This window comes from Mucilaginibacter sabulilitoris (assembly GCF_034262375.1).
Taxonomy (GTDB): domain Bacteria; phylum Bacteroidota; class Bacteroidia; order Sphingobacteriales; family Sphingobacteriaceae; genus Mucilaginibacter; species Mucilaginibacter sabulilitoris.
The window spans coordinates 2,247,761-2,266,766 of record NZ_CP139558.1 but is presented as its reverse complement, the minus strand read 5'-3'; the positions used below and the strand labels follow the sequence as shown (position 1 = coordinate 2,266,766).

At 35.9% G+C, this 19,006-nt stretch carries 16 protein-coding genes; all 16 read right to left on the bottom strand.

Translation table 11 applies throughout. The features are described 5' to 3' along the window. Positions 1–47: 47 nt before the first annotated feature. Entirely contained in the window at positions 48–1,139 is a 1,092-nt protein-coding gene (locus SNE25_RS09745) for an EpsG family protein (protein WP_321564905.1), read from the bottom strand. 52 nt (positions 1,140–1,191) lie between these two features. Then, a complete protein-coding gene (locus tag SNE25_RS09740; RefSeq protein WP_321564904.1) occupies positions 1,192–2,097 on the bottom strand; it encodes a hypothetical protein in 906 nt (301 codons plus the stop codon). 11 nt (positions 2,098–2,108) lie between these two features. Further along, positions 2,109–3,347, bottom strand: a complete 1,239-nt coding sequence (locus tag SNE25_RS09735) for a hypothetical protein (RefSeq protein WP_321564903.1) — start codon at positions 3,345–3,347, stop codon at positions 2,109–2,111. Between the two features lie 189 nt (positions 3,348–3,536). Next, positions 3,537–4,421: an alpha-1,2-fucosyltransferase gene (locus tag SNE25_RS09730; RefSeq protein WP_321564902.1), complete on the bottom strand. Its 885-nt coding sequence runs from the start codon at positions 4,419–4,421 to the stop codon at positions 3,537–3,539. Between the two features lie 6 nt (positions 4,422–4,427). After that, on the bottom strand, positions 4,428–5,072 hold the full coding sequence (locus tag SNE25_RS09725) for an acyltransferase (RefSeq protein ID WP_321564901.1): 645 nt from the start codon (positions 5,070–5,072) through the stop codon (positions 4,428–4,430). Positions 5,073–5,084: 12 nt separating this feature from the next. Then, the gene (locus SNE25_RS09720; protein ID WP_321564900.1) at positions 5,085–6,410 is read right to left on the bottom strand and encodes a glycosyltransferase; all 1,326 of its coding nucleotides are present in this window, start codon (positions 6,408–6,410) and stop codon (positions 5,085–5,087) included. Then, entirely contained in the window at positions 6,391–7,752 is a 1,362-nt protein-coding gene (locus SNE25_RS09715) for a lipopolysaccharide biosynthesis protein (RefSeq protein WP_321564899.1), read from the bottom strand. Before SNE25_RS09715 ends, SNE25_RS09720 begins: the two co-directional genes overlap by 20 nt. Further along, positions 7,749–8,873 (bottom strand): dTDP-4-amino-4,6-dideoxygalactose transaminase, encoded by a 1,125-nt coding sequence (rffA, locus tag SNE25_RS09710; protein WP_321564898.1) that lies wholly within the window; start codon positions 8,871–8,873, stop codon positions 7,749–7,751. Before rffA ends, SNE25_RS09715 begins: the two co-directional genes overlap by 4 nt. A 15-nt stretch (positions 8,874–8,888) precedes the next feature. Next, the gene (locus tag SNE25_RS09705; RefSeq protein WP_321564897.1) at positions 8,889–10,049 is read right to left on the bottom strand and encodes an acyltransferase family protein; all 1,161 of its coding nucleotides are present in this window, start codon (positions 10,047–10,049) and stop codon (positions 8,889–8,891) included. Continuing rightward, on the bottom strand, positions 10,046–10,678 hold the full coding sequence (locus SNE25_RS09700) for an acetyltransferase (protein ID WP_321564896.1): 633 nt from the start codon (positions 10,676–10,678) through the stop codon (positions 10,046–10,048). The genes SNE25_RS09705 and SNE25_RS09700 overlap by 4 nt, the downstream gene beginning before the upstream one ends. Before the next feature lies 1 nt (position 10,679). Further along, positions 10,680–11,333, bottom strand: a complete 654-nt coding sequence (locus SNE25_RS09695; RefSeq protein ID WP_321564895.1) for an HAD family hydrolase — start codon at positions 11,331–11,333, stop codon at positions 10,680–10,682. A gap of 5 nt (positions 11,334–11,338) precedes the next feature. Next, positions 11,339–12,316, bottom strand: a complete 978-nt coding sequence (locus SNE25_RS09690) for an ATP-grasp domain-containing protein (protein ID WP_321564894.1) — start codon at positions 12,314–12,316, stop codon at positions 11,339–11,341. Beyond that, positions 12,295–13,146, bottom strand: a complete 852-nt coding sequence (locus SNE25_RS09685) for an NAD-dependent epimerase/dehydratase family protein (RefSeq protein WP_321564893.1) — start codon at positions 13,144–13,146, stop codon at positions 12,295–12,297. Before SNE25_RS09685 ends, SNE25_RS09690 begins: the two co-directional genes overlap by 22 nt. Continuing rightward, positions 13,143–15,050, bottom strand: coding sequence for a DCC1-like thiol-disulfide oxidoreductase family protein (locus SNE25_RS09680; protein WP_321564892.1), 1,908 nt, complete (start codon positions 15,048–15,050; stop codon positions 13,143–13,145). The genes SNE25_RS09685 and SNE25_RS09680 overlap by 4 nt, the downstream gene beginning before the upstream one ends. A gap of 135 nt (positions 15,051–15,185) precedes the next feature. After that, complete coding sequence (locus SNE25_RS09675) at positions 15,186–16,277, bottom strand: lipopolysaccharide biosynthesis protein (protein ID WP_321564891.1); 1,092 nt, start codon at positions 16,275–16,277, stop codon at positions 15,186–15,188. Between the two features lie 31 nt (positions 16,278–16,308). Then, positions 16,309–18,792, bottom strand: coding sequence for an SLBB domain-containing protein (locus SNE25_RS09670; RefSeq protein WP_321564890.1), 2,484 nt, complete (start codon positions 18,790–18,792; stop codon positions 16,309–16,311). Between the last annotated feature and the right edge of the window lie 214 nt (positions 18,793–19,006).

The window sequence follows — 19,006 nt, the reverse complement described above, 5'->3', positions numbered from 1 at the left end:
CATGCTCTAAACCAGTTTTATTAATTTCACAAAAGTATACCATAAGGTTAGTTAATAAATGTCTTATAAGGTATGTACAAATTCATATATGGAGCCATAAAGCTATATAATCGAAAGCCACCGAATAGAATCATTAGCAAAAAGACTACCATTTTTAGATTTCGATCTTTAATGGAAATTAGTGCGAAACCTAAAAGAAAAATTTCGAAGTACAAGTAACTCACTGAGAGTCTCGTAACTTCCGGGAAGCTTATGATAAACAGAAAGTATATTGCATTTCCCATTATTAATAAGTTAAGATAACCTCTATAGATGTCATGATCTTTAGAATCTATTCTCTCGCGATAATAAAAAAGAAAGGGAATAATAACAGCTCGTTTAAGCGCTCCCAGCAAGAAGCTGATGTAGGGGTTTCCTACAGTGGAGTCAACGCCAGATTCGCTATATTTTAATAATTTCTCGGCGTAGATTGAAGAGGAACCTAACAAACCGATCACTTTCCCCAGCATCAAACCGGACACATTTAGAAAGCCAAGTACAAAAGTTCCGCATAGAACTATAGCCAACGTTCTTTTAGAGAAATTTTTATGATAAATCCAGTAAGCAGCTAAAAAAGCAATTGAGGAGATGTGTATGCTAGTTGCTAAGATCACACATAAAACAAATAAAACCGGCCGTCGTTTAATGATGAAAATCGAGGACAACAAAGTGATAGATAAAGAGGTAAACTGCCTTGTTGATGCGACATCAGCTAAGTAATAACAGTAATAAAAAAATATAACTACAAATGTAATTCTCGGGTGTCTGGTAAAGATTGAATATTTCAAACCAATTGTTAAGATCGCAATAAAAAAAAGAAAGGTGGTATAGTTACCTCCTATAGCTTTAATAAGCCCATTCAAAAAGGTATAGCCCGGTTCGAGCATGTTTATATAAACGCCGTCCCTATATTGCTCATAATCAACAAAGAATGAATGATAGGACTCCCAATCCGGTCCTACTTCCCAACGCATACCCGCTACAATCGCAAGAATTATAAAAGTGCACAAAAGAAAACCATAGCGGATAACCTTAGAAGTTACAACCAAATCCAACAGGGAAGTAAAAGCAAGAAAAAAAAAGATGACAATGTAAATCATTAGAAAAACAGACTAGAAGAATATGGCCAATTCTATCGGTTCAACGGAATTTTTATGCCTTTAACTTTTTAAAAGTAATCATAAAAGCTAGAAATTTAAAAATAGGCAAAGGCAACAGATTTCTTAGTACCATTAAATTTTTGCTTTCACCATAATACACTTTCATCTTCTCACAAATATAATTTTGATAACCCCTATTGATAACAGAAATATTAAATGGAATATGCTCACAAACGGCTTCCATTAAAATGTCTTCGTTGTTTACGGATTTATATTGCAGATTCATAATAGCCTCGAATTTGTAAATTCCTAATCCACCAAAACCAGAAACGACAGGAACATATGCATTTTCCTTTAGTTTTTTATTGATTAACTTACTATTTCTAAACATCTGGGCAAAAGTCAAATAAGGTTTTGAGGAAGGCATTTTGTCTAAAAAAGCATATACATCATGAAAAATTTTATAAAATTTGAATCCGGCTACTTTTGAATCAGTGTAACCATTGGCGAACAGTCCTCCCCAATCACTGGGAGCCGCCTTGATTGATTCCAGAATTCCCTTAATTGAAAAGTCTTCTACATCAATATCAATCATCAACACATAATCAAAGGTTTTACGGTTATTTTTAATCCAATTAAGGTAGTTATTTCTACAAATGGACATTCTGGAGATTCGATCCATGCTGGTGCCTGGTATAACATCGGATTTATCTTTTCCTTCCGGACTGCGGTAAAAATCGTCCTTTGATAGGATATTTATCCGGGATCCCTCCCGTTTCCAATCAAATAATAACTCCTTTGTATTGTCTTGACTGTCGTTCTCAATAACAACTACTTCTGAGGTCCTAAATGATGTTCTTAATTCTTCTATTCTGGCTATATTTCCAGTTAATGCATTAGCGCAATCTCTTGCTAACGCGCATATGACGACACTTTTATCAATTTTCAAACTATCCATGACCTTATTTATCAACGATACTTGTTTACGCTTTCTTCCTTTAGTAACAAAGTCTGTCTTTCCAACCTATGATACTCGCCAAAGAACACAAGCATGTAGTAATAGTATTTGATCCCAAGGATTCTTTTAATAAACTTTAGAAAAGATATCCCCATTTTGATTTCCCTGTCTCTGGTACGTATAATATTGGGGTTTGAAAAAGTTGAATCTATGATCTTTATACCGGTTAAAAATTTATTTTCTTTTAATATCAGATACATTGCGTCTTTCGTATCAAATGGATTCTTACATTTAATACTTTGTCCGATCTCTCGAAATAAACGCCTATGAAGCGGTGTAATTTTTTCTCCATCAAGGAAAGTATTAAACCCGTAAGGGATGTGAGTAAACCTTTCGAAATCATTATCCAAAACACTGTCTGTGTACGCTTTAAACAACAATTTAAATGTTGGGAACGATTCCACATTATAATCCGGGTGCCTTCTATTGATTATTGTAGGGTTTTTAGGGTTAAAACCCGAAAAATGGAAAAACAACAACGGAAATTCATTTCGAGTTACTTTGTTAATAACAAAATATTTATCTTCTCTTGCGATCAACTCCCGTTCATGCAAATTCCAGATAGCAGTGTTTATTCCAAAGTGATGAGAAATTAATACATTATCTGGGAAAAATGCAGGGATAAAATCAAACCATTTTTGGTCAACATGCAGGGCGTCATACTTATCAGCATAACACTTATCCTCTAGTCGGTTCATCCACCAGGCCACGATCTTCTTACCAATATCTGAATTTTTTATGGCCAGGAAACCTAAATTGTAAATACCCACAAATAGAATTTCCTCTTCTGGTACCGCTCCGGTGTAGTCCTCCTGCATTTCGCTATAATGCGGTGTGATCATTATATCTTTTGTATCCAAGGCATCAAATATTTGGTCAAAACTATCCGTAGCATAAGTATCTGGATCTATAAAGACTATCTTTTGATAATTTTGAAATAGGTATTTTATACAAAATGGCTTAATACTCGTAGAATATTCGATCACATTATATTTAAAAGCCATGTTACGCCATTCAGGGATCCAGGATTCATGCGGAAAGACAACCTCTATATCTTCGATGCCGCCCTGGCTATCAGCGATAAATATATAAAAATCTCTGTCGGGGTTGGTTTGCTTTAAAGAAGTCTTCAGTGCGAGTGCCTGTGCCAAATAGTTCTTGGCGCAAATGGTAAATATTACATCTTTCATATTTAATTATATTTATGGCTTTGCTTCAACACCCATTTCAATGCGTTTAGTGAAAGCATCTCTTTTGTAAATCATCCGCAAAATACAGGAGGCTATTCAAATGTGTACATGGGACACCATAACAACGCCTCGTCCCAACGAGGTGTTGATTCTATTTACAATCGGTTTGGGTCATAGATGAACGCTTATTCAATAATCAGCTAATTTAGTCCATGATTCAGGATAGAAGTCGGTAAATTTGTCTTTCTTTAAATATCTCTTTGGAGATATAACGAGCTTATCTACGTTCTTATTGAGCCACGCTCCCCACCAGCTAAATGTGCTATTCGAAATAATGTTATGCTTACACAGGGACATTAAATACATATCTTTCCATGAATTCTTACCATTATTACAAGTAATATAAGTCACCTTGTTCATGAAAAGGTTAGCTTTCACCCAGGACATGTCATTAGAAAAGACAAAAAAATGAGGATTATTCAATTTGTTTTCAATCAAATCAATAGCCGCTTCAAAGTATGCCTTGTTACAAACATCTCCAAAAAGGTTAAAATTATCCGCATCCAGATAATCTCCCCGTCTAATATGGATACCTATACTATTATGTTTGCTTATGCTGTGAATATAATCAACATTCTCAGGGTCAATGGGTTTAAGAAATTCGAACTCCTTGACAATTTTATCCTTAACTGATAAAAAATATTTTTCAGAATGCCATCCCCCATAATAAAATGTAATTCCTTTGGATGGCAATAAATAGGAGCTATTAAAGCTATAATTAAAGTTCTCATAAATTACATTACAATTAAAAAACCTAAGTAGAGACCTCAAGGGCTTAACAATTATTTTATATTTTTCAACTATTAGTATTTTAAACAATACCATCAGAAACCTTTGGAATAAAGTTACCTTAAGATCAATATCAAATACACGATGCAGTTCCATGCCATTGTGATTCTGGCTGCTACAAAAATCAATGAGGTAGGTTGACTTATTAACACTTTTTTTTTGCAAATAAAATGCATATTGAGACATCTGGTTTCCTAAACCATTAAAAATAACAACTACGTCCATGTTTGTTCAGTTGCGAATGATGCAATTTTTGATAAACCGAGCTGGATTACCTGCCCACACCTGATTATCCGGGATATCCTTTGAAATTACCGAGCCAGCTCCGATAATGACATTTGAGCCGATAGTAACCCCTTTTAAAATAACTGCATTCATTCCGATAAAAACATTATCTTTAATTACCACTGGAGATTTTTGCATATAATCATAATCAGCCATCGTATGCCAATGAGCAGGATTTAAAGAGTGAAAATCTGTATCGACAATTGTCACTCCCCCTCCAAGTAAAATATTATCCCCTAAAGTCACTGATAATGTGGCGACTATCGTTGTATTGCTCATAGCAACTTTATTACCAATTAAAAGCTTTGCACCGGATGATACCACAAACTTACATCTGTTGCTTTTTCCGAGTGTTGCAAATTTAGCATTATTAACCATAACCACCCCCCCACCAAATTCGCATTTTCCATCCTGATGAATTTCCAGCAACGGCACGCCGATCGATGTAAAATTGCCCCGAATAACATTGTTTATATGAAAATAAAATACCGTAGCATAGTGACTCCAGCGAATATATATCCATTGACTAACTTGGTTATAAATGCTATATAGCGTTTTTATCATAATAATGCGAAACGAAGTTTTAGCCATAATGGAAATCCATTAATGATTGATTTGCTTATCAAGCAAATTAACGTAAACTTCCAAAATTTTATTCTCAAAAGCTTTATAAGATGATTTATTTAGTGAAGTTTCACAACACTTTTCGGACAAGGTCTTTTTTTCCTCATTCTTTAACTCCAATAGTCTCAAAATCCCATGACAAAAGTCGCTGGCATCTTTGTATTTAGCAAGATATCCTGTATCGTCATTGACCAGATCGCATGCCGTACCAATATTAAAAGCGACAACGGGTGTGCCGCACATTAAAGCCTGATTTACCATCATCGGTCCTGCATCCTGAATGGTAGGACTTAAATAAATATCAGCCATTGCATAATATAGTGCAAGGATATCGTATGAAAGTTGGCCGGTTTTTAATGTCTCAAAACTAAAATAAGCTTGCAAATCTATACTCGAATCTCCCGCAATAACCAAAACGATATCCTTCCTTACCGATGCACTAACTTTCTCTGACAACAATTGCAAGGATTCTACCAGATATTTGAAACCCTTCCTTTCTTCATTTACATTGACGGCACCTGCAAATAAAACGATCTTATCTTTCAACTTAAATTGTTGCTTAAGAACTTGCTTATTCTGTGGCTTAAATATGTTCTCATTTATCACTGGAAAAATGGTATCAACATTTTTAAACAATTTACTTTTTATAGCATGATTAATCATCCAACTGTTTCCTAAAAAAACACAATTAATATTATTGAAAACATCCTTTTTGTAGGAAAAAATCTTTTTGGTGATATCGTTTTCAAATTCAGAGCCGATAGCGGGGCATGTACCACATGAATTTTCAAAATTACGGCAATCCCAAAAATAACTGCAGCCACCAGTCATTGGGAACATATCTGCCGAAATTAAAAATATAGGGACTTTCAGTTTGTTGTAAATGTCCAAAATTGACCTAGAGGTAAGCATCCCTTGCCAGAAAAAAACCAATACAAGATCGTATTTTACGTGAATCTTTTTTAGAATCAGTGATGACTTTACAGGCGGCGTATCTTCATTACGATCAATAAAATGATATTTCGCTACTGGCTTGATTTTCTCCGGCTCAAAAATACCCTTGAATCGCGAAATCCTGTTATTTATGGAGTTGTATATTCTTAGTTTATACAAATCAGACTCGGAGTAAACGGACAAGACATTTACCGGACCGTCGTTTACCGGATACTTTAATAACAGGTCAACCTGGTGCCCACCCAATTCCAACGATTTGACCATATCCAACGCCATTTTAGGTGAATGATCTGTTGGTGTTCCGCTGGAAATTAATAAAATATTTAACTTCTTATCTGTTCCAAATCCCATGAGCTGATTTATCTAATAACTTTTTTAGCTGCAAAGCTCCCACCCAGGATATTGAAGCCGACATCAGGACCTGAGCAATGATGACCCCGTTTAACTGCCATTTATAACAAAAAAAAATGGTAATAGGTAAATTTATTATTCCAACCGACAAAGATCCGATTAATTGTAATTTAATTTTACCCAAACCGTAAATTAAAGTCGAATGCAAAGAATTCCAAATATTGAAAATCTGCCAGAAGCCCATTAACAGCGTTAATAAGAACGGAATAGTTACCGAATTACCTAGCCAAAGCTTATAGGCATAAGGTGAAACCATTACCATTAAAACTGTCCCCGCCGATAGCAAATAAAATACCAATCTTAACTTTGCTACTACACTTTTCATCCAACCATAATCGTCCAATATTTTTGCTTCTGAGAAGGCGCTCCAAAATGGTGTAATGATAATGGTAAAAAACATACCAATTACAGACATATACTTAAAAGAGATGTTATACACCGTTACGTTTATAGGATTTAATACCTTTGTAATAATGATATTATTTGTTTCGTAATACACCAATGCAATAATCTGTATGAAAAAAAACTTAATACCCAAACCCATCAAATCCTTTGCATATCTAAATTTTACAAAATACCAATTCGGCGTATACTCTTTGAGTTCATGCGTGTAGAACCAAATCGAGCCCACAATTAAAACAAATATATTTGCGCCCCCGATTATTAAACTTAAATAAAGCAAGGAACCTTTGGTGGTTTTAATCAAAAATAATATCCCAATTAATACCAGTACCTGGCTTAGGGTGCTATATAAAGAGGACATCACGGGTTTTTGCAGCGCATTTAATATAGTACTGATTAAACTTAAAATAAATTGCAAGGCAAAAGTCGTCAATACAATTAAAACCACACTCGTTAACTCGGGTGCCATTGTACTGGGCGCGTTTAGAAATTTACTCCAATCAATAAAACAGGTCGCAACAGCAGTAATTATATATATTATTATTATTATTATCGTTAAGATGGCATAAGTTGTGCTTACATAAATTCTGGCTAATTCTTTTTCGCCTTTGGTTATGGCTTCTACAAATTTGTTTCTCAGGCCGTTTCCAAAACCAATATCAAAAAAGCTAAGCCAACCGACTATGGATGAAAGCGTAATCCATATACCATACTGATATGGTGATATATAGTTAATGGTCATCGGGACAATCAACAGACTAAGTAAAATACTTAATCCTTTGAGAAAAAATGTCCCAATTATATTCAGTTTAGCCTGTATTGTCCTTTCGTGTCCCTGACTTAAATATGATTGCAACTTATTAATCGCAGATTTGATCATTTATAAAAAGAGTTAACTGACTGAATTACCTGGTTAAGCTGGTCATCTGTTAATTCATAATAAAATGGCAATCTCAAAAGCAGGTTTGCAAAATTATCAGTTTGTGGTAAATCCCTCGTACCATGCTTAGCCGCATAATAACTACTTTTATGCAAACTCAGGTAATGAAATACCGCATATATACCATCATTTCTTAAATGCTGAATGAGATCAGTCCTTTGCTGCAGTGTATTACAAACCAGGTAAAACATATGTGCATTGTTGAAGGCATATTTGGGAATAACCGGTAAGCCGAAAGAGCCGGAATTCGCTTGCTCAACCAAACCCTGATAATAATGGTTCCATATATGTTTCCGTTTTACCTGAATATCATCAAGGTTCTCAATCTGAGCATATAAAAATGCCGCAATGATCTCAGACGGCAAAAAAGAAGAACCAATATCCACCCATCCATATTTGTCAACATCACCCCTGAAGAAGGCAGACCTGTTAGTGCCTTTCTCCCGAATGATTTCTGCCCGGTTAACAAATCTATCATCATTGATGACCAGCATGCCGCCTTCTCCGGAAATAATATTTTTCGTTTCATGAAAGGAAAAAGCAGCCATGTGTCCAATACCTCCTAACGGTCTTCCTTTATAATAACTGTCAATAGCCTGCGCTGCGTCTTCAATTACAAAGAGGTCATATTTTTCCGCGATCTCCATTATTTTATCCATATCACACGCGACTCCGGCATAGTGCACTGGCACAATTGCCTTGGTTTTGGAAGTTATTAATGCTTCGATCTTTGTAGCATCGAGATTAGGGTTTGTTTGCTCGCTATCCGCAAATATGATTTTAGCTCCCCGTAAAACAAAAGCATTAACGGTACTTACAAAAGTATAAGAAGGTACTATAACTTCATCACCTGGCTCGATATCGATGAGGATAGCAGCCATTTCCAAGGCATCCGTGCAAGACGTTGTTAGCAATGCTTTTTTAAATCCAAATTTCTGCTCAAAAAAAAGGTGACATTTTTTTGTATAGTCCCCATCACCGGAAATCTTTCCTGATTCGACAGCTAATCGAATATAATCGGTTTCGTTTCCAGTAAGGAATGGTTTATTAAATGGTATCATATTATAATATCAATTTCAAAGACTGTTTAAAGTCGATTGGGAATGAATAACGGAAAACTTTGATTTTAATTTCAGAAAATAGGATTCAATCCACCGATATGAAACGAGGCTGACCAGGTAGGTTAAAATAAAAACCAATAAATATTCTAGAATTAAAGCCCACAGCGAATTAGGCTTTTTCAACAGGTTGTGAGCTGCAGCGAAGGATATGTACATCATAATTGGGTGATACATATAAATACCATATGACACTTCACCCAGCTTCTTTAAAATTGGACTATTCCAATCTGAATGGATAACAAATCCAATTATCAGTGCAAATAATAAAGCATTTATATAAGTAAACCTATAAAAAAACAAAGATATAGAAAGAATAATGATGGCAGCCCCAAAAAGCCGCGTTGATCGGAAGAACTTATCGGCAATATCTTTTTTATTCTGAAAAATATAAGCTAATATGCCTCCTATAGCCATGTATTCAAATTTCATACCATCCAAAAATGTAATAAATACCATAAGCCCCGGCGAAGAAGATTTAAATAAGTGGATTAATAATATTAGCAATAATGGTTTCAAGATCGCAATTGAAAGCAAGGCCGCCAAAATATATCGATCGAAAGCCATCACGATCGCTGGCCAAAAAAAATAGAATTGCTCTTCCGCACTTACTGACCAGGAATGGGCAGCACCAACGATAGGTTTGTAAATTAGCATAGCCAGATTAGAAAGAAAAAACAAACATAAAACTAAATTTCCTCCATAATTCAATTTTCCAATACGTTCCTGATAATTGATTTCATGTATCCAAAATGAATGATTATATGTCAATGGTACGATAAAAAAAGAAATTCCTATTATTATATAATATAGCGGCCATATTCGAAGAATTCTTCTCACATAGAATTTTCTTATTCCTATCGTACCTGTATTTGCCTTTTCTTCTAATAACAAATAGGTAATCAAGAAACCCGATAAAACAAAAAACAAAAAAACGGCGTTAGGACCTAATCCATCCATAAATTGACCGAGGAAAGGAACGGTAAATAGTGTTGGTTCGTGCTGGCCGAATTTATATAATTCGATATGATAGACCACAACGGCAATTGCCGCAACCGCTCTTAATTCAGTTAACCCATTAAAATATACCGTTTTTCTAAAATTATGTCCTCGTATCATCTAATAAATTTAACAGGATTTCCTACATACAAACCACTGGCTTCTATGTGTTTAATAACTACTGCGCCCCCTCCAATTTGGGTTTGTTTTGCTATCCTGATATTATCGATGATCGTCGCGTTGATTCCTAAAATACAATTAGGCCCAATGCTAACAAATCCCGCAACAGCCACTCGGGGCGAAAGGAATGAATTCATACCAATTTGCGTATCATGGGCAATACAACATCCGATATTTATTAACACATTAGGCTCTATTGTAACATGATGGTCAATAATACAACCTGGATATATAACTACTCCTTCCTTAATAATAGATGACTGATCAATAGAACAACTAGAATGGATGAGCCGGGCAAAAGGTATTATATTTTGAAATCGCGTATACAGATCGCTTCGCAATGCCATATGCTTATAGCCAATACCTATTAATAATTCATCAAATCTTCCCTGTTCAAAAACAGAAAAAATATCTTTGATGCCTCCCAAAACTGGAATCTGATTTACGAGGTTATCGGTATTTTTTAAATCATCAAAAAAACCTTCGATTTTGAACTGTCTATCTTGGACAGCATAATAAGCAATTTGCTGGCCGAGGTCTCCAGAACCAATTATGGCTAATTTTTTCATGTTATTTAATTATCTCAATTAAGTCGGCAAGCGAATCAATTCTCTTATTAAACTGCAGAAAATTTCTGTCTCTATCGATCAGATATGTTTCAATGCCTATAGATCGTGCAGGAACAACATCCAGTTTAATCGAATCCCCGACGTATAAAATTTTTTCAGGGTCAACATTTAAAACGTCCAAAGCTCGTTTATAGAATTCAATGTTTGGTTTACCTATACCTTCTTTTTCTGAGCCGATAATACTATCAAACAGATGGTCTCCAAAAATATTATTTATTTTTATATTTATAGAAGCATTGAAATTGGAAAGAATTGCCTTTTTTATAGATAAAGTCTTTAAAACATGGGTGTCTTGAAATGGTCGCCATGGCAGATAAGAGCAGTTAGCAAAAATATCGTCCAATAGTTGCTTTGAAGAAACTATGCCCATTGACAACATTACCTCATTGTTGAACATGCAGTAAAACTCTTTTGAAGTCACATCGGGAAAATGAATAACCTCTGATAGTAGTTTGTGATTTTTTCTTAATTGAATTTCATCCGCGTCAAAACCGTTTTTTTTTAAAACACTTAAAAAAGATGGTATCAGATCAGGTTTATAAATTATAGTATTGGCGGCATCCAATAATAAAACTTCATATTTTTTTTTTTGCATTTACTTCAATAAATATAACTTAAAACAGAGTTATCAGACAGCTTCGACTTGTCCGTCTGATCAGGATAAATAACATCCATCATAATTCTTATCGCAATACCGTTTTTCACTTGGGGCCTAGACAAGGGTATGTGATAAAGAAAATCCTCAAGAGTATATTTAACATCCTCAAATCCAAAATTCGCCCGGATTGAATTCGTGCCGGAAATACGGCAGTTTACCTCGAAAGGAACGATATCGCCCCCTTCAGTAACTATAGATTGTAAATTCGCGCTGCCCCTGATCCTGGCATGATTAATCATATTCTTCAGAATTCTTTCAAGCTCTTGATCATAGCTACGATCTACACGACATTCATTTGTTGCGCCATTTTCCAATTCTCGCTGTAAAGTAATAAAACCATGCAGGTCGTTGTTTTGATTTACATAAAACGCAGTAGTAATCTCCCTTCCTTTATATAGTTGCTGAACCATATATTCATCAGAAAATCCGTCTAAGGACACAGGATTTATATGTAATCCCCTTGAACCGCGTCCTTCTCTCGGTTTCACTATAAACTCCTTAAACCCACCATTATACTCGCTGGGCAAAAAAGCTGGTGCAAAAGGAATGTCGTACTTCGTATGATGCAGAAATGTTTGGTATTTGTCCAGATAAATCCCGGTAGTTTCCCAGTCAGAGGCAGCTATAGCGCAAGGGATTTGTGTTTTTAATTTAGCCAGAAAATAAACTTCGTAATCGGTCGATGGAATGATTAAGTCTATTTTTTCTCTTTTTACAATATCGATAATGGTTGGAATATAATCCTTATCATAAGCATACGGCGTTTGATAGAACCTGTCGCAAAGATGATTACCCGCTGAAAACGCTAACACATTACATCCAATTACTTCAATTGGAAAGTTTGTAGTTCTGATGTTCCTGATTATCCCTTGACCAACGTTTCCGCCTATCCCTGTTACTAACACTTTTTTTTGATCCATGCCACTAGTTCTTCTAAACCCGCTTTGATATCTTTAAAATTGATATCCTTTAATATTGTATGTGTATCCGTATTATCGTAGATATGTGATTTAGAATCATCCTTTCCCGCAAAACTAAGTTGACCAGGAGTGATGTTTAGGATCATTTCAGCAATCTCCTTATTAGAATAAGATTGATTCGCCACGGCCAAAAGCATAATATTTTCTGAAGTCTGCGCCAACCCTACTGCAATACGAGCAACGTCTTCTACATGTATGTAGTTTTGCATTCTTCGACCTTCTCCAAGTAAATTAATTTTTTTAGTTTCAATCACATTTTCAATTATCTTGGGCACAAATGTAGTAGTTTTCATACCAACTCCATACATTGACGAAATCCTAATTATAGCAAAAGAAGCATGGTTTTCAATTGTTCGTTCTCCCCACAACTTACTAAGTGCGTATTTGGACCTTGGAGAAGGCATGTCAGCGTTGGAAATAATTGTATTTGCAGCAAGATTTTCATAAACAGATACGCTCGAACAAAATAATATACGTGATTCAGGAAATAAAGTACTAATCGTGTGTGGTAAAATAATATTGGCTAAAAATAGCTTTTGATCATCTTCCACTCCATCAGGAACGCTTGAGCTAATCAAATAAATATGTTTAAAAGAGCGATTTTTTAATTTTTTTATATCATCAACCTGGATTATCTCGATATCGGCAGGAATATTCTCAGTATTTGAATGGTACACTCCTGTGATTGAATATTGTTCCTTGATTAATTCGTAAATGGCTCTACCTAAAAAACTATTAATTCCTACTATTAATGCCTCTTTTTCAATCATTGAATCCCATTATATTTTTCGATATCTTTTATATTTGGAGAAAATTCATTATTTCTCCAAACAGCTGTGCCAACAACTAACCAGGGGTTTTGCAATTGCTTATTTAAAAAATCATACTCCCACTTCTTAGGATTTGCGTTTTGCTTGATTCTGATTTCAAATACGGCATCATTCAAACTGATATGGTGTTTATATGCCCAGAATGCAGTAAAATCTCTGATCCCATCATATAATTCTTTCTGGTTGATTAATGGCCCGTTTACTCTAAAGCTCCATTTTGCCCAAAGGGGACCAAGTAGATATTTTCCCGGCGTACCATCCGGATTAAAAATTGGTAACCATTGCTCTTGGCCGGAAGGTAATTTATACACTACGGCTATCACCTGATTATACCCATTAAAATGCGCATCTACAAATAAACCATGATGCGTAATTCCCAATAAAAATCTAGAGATATCTGCTATCTGTTCAGCTAAACGTTCAGATACCTTAATCAGCTTAACGTTGTTTATTCTTAGCCGATCTCGAAGATCTACAAGCAAAGGAGAGTTGTAAGTAACGATCAATTGCAGGAAGATCAACATTATAATTCCTGTAAACAGTGCCTTCACTTTAAAATCCTTTAAAGTGACATTTACAAATATTTTTCTCTCAGCATCAACTTTGGGCAATACTTGTGGTACGTAACCGCAACCCTCCTGACTGCAACGCTCGGTCGCCCTATTGATGGCAACATAGTTATAAATATATTTTCCGATATGATAAACTCCGGCCAGGCGCAGGAACCATGACAAGGGTTTCAAATACCAAATTGCATTGAAAGCAAGAATGTAAGTATCAAGACCAGTGCGAACCTTGCCATTTTGACTTACGGAATGGACATCATTTAAAAGTATTTCAGCCGAGAAATTCTCAAAAGCAGGCTCTTTTGCAGCATGTTCTTGTACAGAAAGAAAATCGATACGATTCCTAAAATCCAAATGATTCAATATTATCTTCGTCCGGTTACAAATAGGGCACTCTGCATCATAAAAAAACTTGAGCATCCTTTTGGGACTCTGATAAGAGTAAAAAAGTTTATGCCAATATCTTACTGGAACCAATAATAAATAAATGCAAGACATACCCAACGCAAAAAAGGGAATCGGGTAACAAACTAATATTCCGAAATGCAAGCCGATTCCAGTCAACATTATTGGAACTCTCCATTTTTTTCTCCAGAATACAAATATAAAAATCGCTTCAAATAGCAATGTGATATAACCAAGACCAATAACCACATATTTAAGATTCAGCAAAGGAGAAATATTAAAAAAAACGGTTTGTGGTAGCGAAGAAGGCAACCATAATCCCAAACCTTTCATCCAAAGAGGTGAAGCTAGTTTAAAAAACACGGAATCAAAATAAACGAATCCAATACCAAACAGTATGATAAGGTAATAAGCTAAAACAGAAACGGTTCGTGAAGGGTTATAGAGAACATTCGTATTAGAATATTTTAATTTAAGTAATAGACGATCAATTGAAAAAACTCGAGAGATCGGTAAGAACATAAATAAAAAACTTATGATCTGATAGGAATAGAACATATGGTATTCGTAAGAAGAGGTTGCACCAAAAATCCCTGTTGTCAGTATATAATTGACGATAGTGGCAATTCTGGTAAACAAGCCAAAAATAATGAATAATACTGAAAGGATCCAAAACAAGAACAATGGCCACATTTCAATTTCACCCCGGACCAAGTATGGTATCTTATCAAAGATAAGATGCCTGAAATAAAACATTTGTAATATCTCAAACAATAAAACACAGGAAAACGAAACTCTAAAAATTGCCAGGCCACTTGCATCTATTTGTTTATCGTAAAGGATATAAAATCTTCGGTAAATTTTTTTGAACATATAATCAAAGGTATAAGCAATTAAGTTAATTGGTTTTTAAAGGTCATTGATCTAAGACAAAGTTGAAATTAAAAAATTATTACCATCGAAGGTTAGTTTTATTTTTCGAGAAAGTAAAAAAGATATGTAAATGATTTAACTAAGTAATATCTTAAAGAATTTCCTGGCAGAAATGAAAATAATTAACAACAAACTACCTAAAAATCCACCTATTATTAAGCCTTGCACTTTGCCAAGCGCTTCTTTTTCAAGCGGCAAGATTGGTCTATCGATGATTTGTATCAGTGGAGTTTCTTTTCTCAAAGAAACTTTAGAGATTTCAAGGTTTGCGACCAATTGTGTTAAAATAGCCTGATTTGCTTGTACATCTACCTGGCGCCGCATAGCGGGAGCTCTCAATATTTGTAACGCGGGGTTAGGATTGGGATTTAGGTCCGATGAGGACGCCACACCGTTGATGGCAGCGTTCAATTCCCTTCGAACAGAATCAGTTTGGCGCTGTAATATATTGACGTTTTGGACTGACTTTTTGGTTTTAGTTTCAACATAAAAATTAGATACTGTTTTGACAAGTATTTCTGTAAAATATTTCGCGAATAACTCATTCTCTGAGCTTACTTTCACACTGATAATGGTTAATTTCTTATCTGCTTTATCCACGGTTAAATGGCTTTTACTTATTGCATGATAAAACGCGCCTAAAATGCTATCCTGCTGCAAAGAAAATTTCGAACGATCTGCATTCGGTAAAAAAACAATATTTTTCAATTTTTGACTAGGTTGCCAGGTCTTTCGTATTTTATTGAAGGAGATATAATATTCAACAAGCGTTTCCTGTTTGCCATTTAGTGTTATTGTAGATAAAAGGGCTTTCTCTGTCATCGAACGTGACTTCATCAATGCTAAAAGATTGTCGCCCGAAAAAGCCCCACCACCGTTACCTCCGCCCAGATCAATTCCAAATTGGCTAGCTAAACCTAAAGCTGAACCAAATCCCCCACTCGATGATTTATCATCATCAAGCGCGAAACTTAATTCTGCTTTATAAATCGGCTTTTTCAAATAGGCATAGGTTAGCCCTATTGCTCCTCCAATAATGCCTGCAATGAGGATGGTTACCCATTTAGACAATAAATATTGCCACCATTTACCTATTTTCAAAATCAAATCCTTTAATGACAATTGCTCATTATCAGCATTGATTTTCTCATCACTAGCCTGTCCCATTGATCCGCTATTATTCTATTGTATTAAACACTTATTTATTTAAACTCAATATACCCAATATAATGGCTCCTAGTGATGCCAATCCCGTAGTAAATCCTAATATTGTTTGGGCTGTATTTGTCGTACTCACTGGTTTCAACGGTACATAAATTTCACTCCCAGGTTTTACAGATGGATGGACGTTAAAAAACAAAAATTTCCGGGTACCTTTAACGGTGCCATTCGGATATACGACATAAGCTCCGCGCCGGAGCGATTTTGGAGAATATCCACCGGCGTTAGAAACGTAATCATTAAACGATTTTGAATTCGTATAAACCACAGCACTCGGATAAAGTACCTCTCCATTTACCCGAACAACCTGCTGTTGCTTTGGGATTCGTACCACATCCCCATCCTCCAGCAAAAGGTCTATTTTGGAACCGGGCGATTTTAAAATTTTGGTCAGGTCGATACCCACATAATTGTTTCTTGGCTGCTCGTTCTTTATTGCCGTTGAATCTAAATCTTTATTATCTCTTTTTAAACGTCTGAACTGTTCAAGTCTTTCCTTTTCGACAGCCAAGGTATCCGTTTTAGTTTTGTCAACACCTAAAATGGCAATATTATCTCTTTTCAATGAACCGCCTCCCACGTCTGCCGAAGCGGTAAGGCCTCCAGCACGGGCGACTAAGTCTGAAATCTTTTCATTTTTCTTAATGATCGTATATGATCCGGGATAAAGCACCTCTCCTTCTATTTTTACGGTTCTTTGCTTTTGGTATCCCGGCAGCGTGTAAACGGATACGATATCATAAGGCATCAATTCAAAATTGATGTTGTCTAATTTAAGTTGACTATCGACGTCCACACTGAATACCTCTGCTACCTTGCTGCTTTTAGAATGCGGGTCTGAATTATTTATCCTGCGGGCGACCTCTATTCGTTTAGGACTTGCCCCTTCGGCGAAACCTCCGGCCTTGAGGATGAGGTCTTCCACCTTCATACTTTCTGAAAAGGCCATCGTTCCGGGTTTTCTCACCGACCCGTTAATGGTGATGAGGTATTTGTTACGCAAATCAAAAATCGAGGCGACATAGACGCTATCCTCCCTTTGTAGTGGGATAGAAATCTTGTTACTCATGACGTCCTTGACACTGAAGGATATCAATTCCTTCTGATTATCCGGCTTTAACCTGGTAATCGTCCCCCGATCCATAAAGGCGTCTTCCTTAAGACCTGCTGCGTTATCGATTAATTTTGAAAGGGTTAATCCTTTTTGCAATTCATAATCGCCTGGCCTGAATACCGCTCCGGTAATAACAACCCGGTTCTCAAACCGGTTTAGAATGGATTGTATAAAATATTTATCACCACGCAACGGAATATAATTTTTATAATCTGCTTCTACCACATCGGTTAACCTGCGCTGCTGGTCGTTGATCTGAGATATTTTTATTCGTGCCGTATAGGCGCTATCTGTAAATCCTCCCGCATACCCTATAATATCCTGCAGACTTTCACCGGACAAAACTTCAAAAAGTGCCGGAATTTTCACCTCACCCGATAGTTCAACCCTGGTCCTATAAGAAGGAACACGTACAATATCCTGATCCTGCAAAGTAATATTATCCTTCTGACTACCTTTAACCAGGAAATCATAAACGTCCAGATGCCTGATGATATGGTTATCTCGGATAACCTCGATCTGGCGTAAGCTGCCATTTTCTGTAGGACCGCCTGCGGTGTAAAGGGCGTTAAAGACAGTAGAAAGCGATGACAAGGTATAAGTTCCTGGTTTTGCAAGTTGTCCGACCATGATCACTTTTATGCTCCGGATATTACCCAGACTCACTTTAACTGACGTTCCTCTCCCTATTGCATAATTATTAGCCGCAAGCTTGCTTTTGATCAACGATGTTGCGTTTTCTATCGTCTTACCTCCTACATTCAAAATGCCAACGCCCGGAATGTTGATATTGCCCTCAGGGGACACATCCAATTTCCAGTTCACAACAGAACTCCCGTAAACATTGATATTAAGCTCGTCATCGGGACCAACGATGTAATTAACCGGGGTTGCCAGCTTCAAATTTGGTTCAAAACTGTTGTTTTTATTTTTAAATATCTCGGCTCCGAATATTTTAGGTTTTAAATTTTCAAACAAATCCCTTTGAACAGCGGTCGTATCCAAGGTATCAACCCTATAAGAAGGTTTTCTGGAGGTCATGATGATGGTATCGCGGGATTTACCATCACTTCCCGGCTGTTTGCTTCGTATATCTTTTATCCTGATCTGCAATTTTTGTATCTGGATATTGGACATGCCTCGGGATTGAGCCTGTTGTAAAATTTGCACATCGCTTAATCCCGCATTTTGTGCCTGTTGCAACAACTGGGTGATTTGCTGATCGGAAAGATCATCGACGTTAACAGAGGCGATGTTTTGAAGATTCGTTTGTGCAGTAGTATGCTTTATCGCTCCGAAACACAAGAACAGGAGAAATATAAAAGATAAAAAGTTATGTTTAATCATAGGTCAATTCTATTAGAGTATTATCATATAACTCCAATAAGCAATATTAATAGTTTGCAAAAGTACTTTAAATTATTATTTTTAAGAAACGATAAATGATACTTTAACCCCGCGCCATTAAAACAGAAGTTAATTAATTTTGATTGGAATATAAAGCCGGCATAGCTAAAAAATCAAGCTAGCCCCATTTTGAGCCAGTATGAGTTTAGGCTTT